The 5,679-nt window shown below is 64.3% G+C and carries 4 protein-coding genes; 3 read left to right on the forward strand and 1 reads right to left on the reverse strand.

The features are described from left to right. The first annotated feature begins 197 nt into the window (after window positions 1-197). The 3 genes from V9L17_RS21120 (at window position 198) to V9L17_RS21130 (ending at window position 5,272) form a co-directional block, all read left to right on the forward strand. Window positions 198-1,049 (forward strand): class I SAM-dependent methyltransferase, encoded by an 852-nt coding sequence (locus V9L17_RS21120; protein WP_337352778.1) that lies wholly within the window; start codon window positions 198-200, stop codon window positions 1,047-1,049. Between the two features lie 48 nt (window positions 1,050-1,097). Beyond that, a complete protein-coding gene (locus tag V9L17_RS21125) occupies window positions 1,098-2,105 on the forward strand; it encodes a LacI family DNA-binding transcriptional regulator (protein WP_337352779.1) in 1,008 nt (335 codons plus the stop codon). 113 nt (window positions 2,106-2,218) lie between these two features. After that, window positions 2,219-5,272, forward strand: coding sequence for a glycoside hydrolase family 2 TIM barrel-domain containing protein (locus V9L17_RS21130; RefSeq protein ID WP_337352780.1), 3,054 nt, complete (start codon window positions 2,219-2,221; stop codon window positions 5,270-5,272). Between the two features lie 113 nt (window positions 5,273-5,385). Here V9L17_RS21130 and V9L17_RS21135 read toward each other — a convergent pair. Beyond that, on the reverse strand, window positions 5,386-5,679 hold a 294-nt coding region (locus V9L17_RS21135), incomplete at its 5' end, for a hypothetical protein (protein ID WP_337352781.1).

Below are 5,679 nucleotides of genomic sequence, written 5' to 3' on the forward strand. Positions count from 1 at the left end.
GTGGGAGAGTAGGTCACCGCCGGACAACCATTAAGGTCGAGAACCCCCCAACACACACGTGTTGGGGGGTTCTCCCACTTAACACACACATCGTGGTTGCTAGTACCGGCTTGCCGGCCTATTGCCCAACGTTGGCCAGGCCGAAGGATAAACAGAAATAATCGCAGTTTCGATTGTCGACTGCATAGACTCGCCGGATGAGTGATAGCCGGAGTGCGATTGACTGGGATTCTGCACGCGCGATCAACCGTGAGAACTGGGAAGACCGGGTGCCCCTGCACGAAAAGGCCTACGGGATCAGCGACTTGGACGATCCGAACCATCTAACCGGAGTTATCCGGACGGACCTGGCCGCACTCGGTCCGTTCCTCCCGGACAGCACGGTCGCCGGGCTGGATGTCTGTCATCTTCAGTGCCATATCGGCACCGATACTCTTTCTTTGGCCAGGGCTGGTGCTCGGGTCACTGGCGTGGACTTTTCCCCGGCCGCTTTGGCATCTGCTGCCAACTTAGCGGAGCGTCTGGGCATCCATGCCGTCTGGGTGGAAACCGACGTACTTGAGGCCCGTGCCGCCGTCGACGGTTTCTTCGACCTTGTATACACCAGCATCGGAACCATCAATTGGCTTCCTGACCTGCAGCGCTGGGCGGCCCAGGTAGCGGGGCTCCTGCGGGCTGGAGGAATGTTTTACATCCGCGATGGACATCCAGCTCTTTACGCCATTGACGAGCATGCGGACGGACTGCAGCTTCGATATCCGTACTTTGGTAACGGCGAAGCACAGCAATGGGACGACGAGTCCACCTACGCCGGAGATGGCACGGTGGCTCATTCCCGGACGTATCAATGGGCCCATCCCCTGTCAGACATCATTAACTCCCTTGTGGGGGCGGGTCTGCAGATCCTTCGGGTCGACGAGGACAAAACAATCCCGTGGAGGTTCTCGCCACGCATGGTTGAGGTGCCGGGCGGCTTCGCGTGGCCAGAATCCGAACGTGATCTCGTGCCCTGTACGTTCACAATCATCGCTCGGAAGCCAGGCGTGTAGGGCAACGGTGAGAGGGGGTCCGGGCGGCTAGCCCTAGACTTACGGTCTATGAGCGCTCCCTCCGCTGGCCGGCCCGTCAAGCGTGCCACGATCCTTGATGTCGCTGCCGCGGCGGGTGTTTCGCGGCAGACGGTGACCCGGGCGATGAACGACATGCCTGGAATCAAGCAGGAGACACGTCAACGCGTCCAGGAACTCGCGCGTGAGCTGGGCTACACACCCAGCCGCTATGCCAAGGGCCTCGTCCAAGGCGCCCGCACATCGGTAGGCCTGGCCATACCCGACCTCACCAACCCATACTTTCCCGCCTTCGCCTCCAGCGTTGTGGAAATGGCGACGCTGCGTGGCTGGAACGTGGTGATGGATGATTTTGGTCACGGAAGCGGCATCAGTCTGGACGCAGTTGAGCGGCTGTCCCCACACGTGGATGCTGTCATTGGCTACCTGGGTCCGCACGCGGCAGAGGCGCAGGCACTGCTGGGCCATCGACCGGTGGTGGTGCTGGATGACCCCGAAGGAGTCTCGGCCGGCGGCATTTCGTTCGATTACGCCTATGCGGCCAGGCTCGGTCTGGAACATCTTGTCGGCGCCGACCGCACTCGGCTTGCCTACCTGGATTCGGGTCCTGCAGCGCTACTGTCTGCCCGAGGCGCCGCAGTCACCCGTGCGGCCGCGGACCTTGGCATTGAACTCACGGTAGCCCACGCCCGCGAATCCGCCGAAGCCGCACGGGCCGCCGTTGAGGCCCTGCTGTCCGAACAGCCGGCCGTCAACGGGCTCCTTGTCTTTAATGACCTCATGGCAGCCGGGGCACTGAAAGCCCTGGCCGTCCACGGCCGCTCGGTCCCTGGCGATTGCGCCGTGATGGGGATGGACGGGATCCCGCTTGGCGTACTCATGAGCCCTGAGTTGACCACCCTCTCGCTGGACCTGCGCGACGTGGGGCGCGCCGCCGTCGAACTCCTCGCCGGGCTGCTGACCGGCACCATTCTGCCGGGCAGCGCAGCTGCGCGGAGAATGCTCCGCCACGAGCTGGTCATCCGCGAATCAGCCTAAGAAGCCCTACCCAAAATGATCGCGTGCGGCTAGTGTTAAGTAGTTCGTGAACGTTCACGAAAACCGAACAACGCCCGGTGCGGCCCCCCAGCAACCTGCAGCAAGGAAGACCCATGTCAGTTCAGTCACCCGTCATGCCAGCCGGGATCCCAGCCAGTTCCGCCGCGCCGTCCAAGGGCCGCGCCCTCGAGGTTGGCGCTGACCACGCCGCGGCGCTGGCGTCCCTTGAACCGGCCCGTGGCACCTTGCCGGCCCGGGCGTACCTTCGCAGTGACGCTCCCAGGAGGTCCCTGAACGGTGAGTGGCAGTTCCGACTCAGCCCCGGCATCCGGCAGGCACCGGGTGACGGCTGGCAGTCCGGTAAGGACCTCGAGGGATTCACCAGCCTTCCCGTGCCGTCAAGCTGGCCCATGCATGGTCACGGAGCCCCGGCGTACACGAATGTCCAGTTCCCTTTTGCCGTGGAGCCGCCGCACGTGCCGGACGCAAACCCGATCGGCGATCACGTGGTGGAATTCCTGGCCGGCCCGGAGTTCTTCCCCAGGGCCCTTCTCCGGTTCGATGGCGTCGAATCCGCCGCCACGGTTTGGCTCAACGGCACGGAACTGGGAACAACCCGCGGGAGCAGGCTGGCGCACGAGTTTGACGTCACCGGGGTTCTGAAAGAAGGCGCCAACGTGTTGGCCGTCCGGGTTGCCCAGTTCTCGGCCGCGAGTTACGTGGAGGACCAGGACATGTGGTGGCTGCCGGGAATCTTCCGGGACGTGACCCTCCAGGCCCGGCCCGAACAGGGAATCGATGACGTGTTTGTGCACGCAGACTACGATCACGTGAGTGGGGAAGGCGTCCTGCGCGTCGAGGTGAGCCGGGCCGGCGAGGCGATTGACGCCGTCGTACGTGTCCCCGAACTGAACCTGGAACTGACCGCCGGCAGCGAACACCGGATCCCGGCCATCTCGCCCTGGTCCGCGGAGCTTCCGCGGCTTTACGCAGCCACTGTCACCGCACCGGGCGAAACCGTGACCTTGCAGCTGGGATTCCGGACTATTTCCATCGAGGACGCCCAGTTCAAGGTCAACGGCCAACGCGTCCTGCTCCGCGGAGTCAATCGCCATGAGCACCACCCCAAGCTGGGCCGTGTGGTGCCGCGCGATGTGGTGGAAACGGAGCTGCGGCTGATGAAGCAGCACAACATTAACGCCATCCGGACTTCCCACTACCCGCCGCACCCCGAGTTCCTGGCGCTGGCGGACCAGTTGGGCTTCTACGTTGTGCTCGAGTGCGACCTCGAGACCCATGGTTTTGAGAGCGCAGGCTGGGCGCAGAACCCCAGTGACGACCCGGCGTGGGAGCCGGCGCTGCTGGACAGGATCCGGCGGACCGTGGAGCGGGACAAGAATCACGCCGCGGTGATCATGTGGTCTTTGGGCAACGAGGCCGGCACGGGCAGGAACCTGGCAGCGATGTCCGGCTGGGCAAAGGATCGGGATCCTTCCCGGCCCATCCACTACGAGGGTGACTGGACGTCGGCGTACGTGGATGTCTATTCGCGGATGTACGCCAGCCAGGCGGAGACGGAACTGATCGGCAAGGGGATCGAGGAGCCGCTGGACGATCCTGACCTGGATGCCCGCCGCCGTGCCATGCCTTTTGTGCTGTGCGAGTACGTACACGCCATGGGCAACGGTCCCGGCGGCATGACCGAATACCAGGAGCTCTTCGACCGGTATCCCCGGCTGATGGGCGGTTTTGTCTGGGAATGGCTGGAACACGGCATCACGGTTACGGGCAAGGACGGCCGTGATCACTTCGCCTACGGAGGCGACTTCGGTGAGGAAATTCACGACGGAAACTTTGTGACCGACGGCCTGGTGGACGCTGACCGCAAGCCGCGCCCGGGGCTCCTGGACTTCAAGAAGGTCATCGAACCCCTGCGCATCACTGTGGCCGAGGACTGGTCCGGTTTCACCGTACGCAACGGCTACGACTTCTCGGACACGTCGGCGCTCAGCTTCCGGTATGTGCTGGAGGCCGACGGCGGCGCGCGCGACGGCGGGGCCAGCGGCGGCGGTGCGGTGCTTGCCGAGGGCGTCGTGGACATTTCGCCGCTGCCGCCTCGTGCGGAAGTCTTCGCTGAACTTCCGGCCGGCCTGGCGTCACTGGCCGGAGGGAAGACGGCTGTCCTGACCATTAGTGCGGTCCTTGCCTCCGGCACGGACTGGGCTGAGGCCGGCCACGAACTCGCGTGGGGGCAGTCGGTTCAGAACTTTGCGGTATCCGGGGGACCGGCAGCGCTTGAACCGGTGGGCGTTTCCCCCGCCACCCTTCGGCTGGGGCCGGTGGTGTTTGACAGGATCTCCGGGCTGCCGCTCTCCCTTGGCAATGTGCCCGTGGAGGACTTTCGCCTAGTGCTCTGGTGGGCGCCAACGGACAATGACCTGGGTAGCGAATGGGCCGGCCCGGACCGTCGGCCGCTGGCCACACAATGGAGCCAGGCCGGGCTCAACAGGCTGCACTCGCGGCTGCTTGGCATCACTGCAGAGCCTGCTTCGGATGGCGGCGAGGTACTGACGGTTCACACCCGGGTGGCCCCGGCGGACAAACAGTTCGGCGTCCTGGTGGACTACACCTGGAGCGCAGACGCAGCCTCGGTGAACCTGCGCACGCAGGTCCGTCCGGACGGGGACTGGACCAATGCCGGCTTCCCCGTCGAATGGGCGAGGACCGGCCTGGAGCTCGTTCTTGGCTCCCAGGCGCGGACTGTCAGCTGGTTCGGCCAGGGGCCGCACCAGAGCTACCCCGACACGGGCCAGGGCACCAGGGCGGGATGGTTCACGCTGCCACTTGAGGGCTTTGACGTCGACTATGTCCGGCCGCAGGAGTCCGGCGCCCGGTCAGGCGTGACATCAGCTTCAGTAACGCTCGCCGCGGGCACGCTGGAAATCTCCGGAGCCCCTTTTGCCCTGACGGTCCGTCCCTACAGCCTTGACGCATTGGACGCGGCAACGCACCGCACAGATCTTGTGCCGGACGGTCGGACCTACGTCTATGTGGACCACGCGATGCGGGGAGTAGGCACCGCGGCCTGTGGACCAGGGGTACTTGAGGCCCATCGGCTCCTGCCCAGGGAAGCAGACTTTTCGGTGGTCCTGCGGGTACGCCCCTGAGCGGGGGGGCGGCCGCCGCTGCGGGGCGGGATCCATGTGATCCACTCCATATCGAAGGATTCCAGTCATGGCGTGAACGCGCAATGCGGATAGCCCCAGAAATCCCTGCAAATTCAGGGATTTCTGGGGGAAGGCAGCCCTTCTTGGGTGGATTTGCCGTGGGGGTTCCGGCCGTGTATTGTTTTCTGAGTCGCCGCCGCTGAAGCGGAAAAATAGCGACAAACCCCCTTCTTCATCAGCCTGAAAATGGCACGCTTCTTAGCGTGCCGGATGCGGGTGGGGCCGGTTCGCCGGAGCAGGAAATCGCGGAAACGCCGATTTGCAAAGCTCCTGGAAACCGGGTAAGTTTGAAAAGTTGCTCCGGAGCGATCCATGGCTGTTGTTTGGTTGTGGTGGTGCCGGGTGTG

The sequence above is a fragment of the Pseudarthrobacter sp. CCNWLW207 genome (genome assembly GCF_037203945.1).
In the GTDB taxonomy this organism is placed as follows: Bacteria; Actinomycetota; Actinomycetes; order Actinomycetales; family Micrococcaceae; genus Arthrobacter.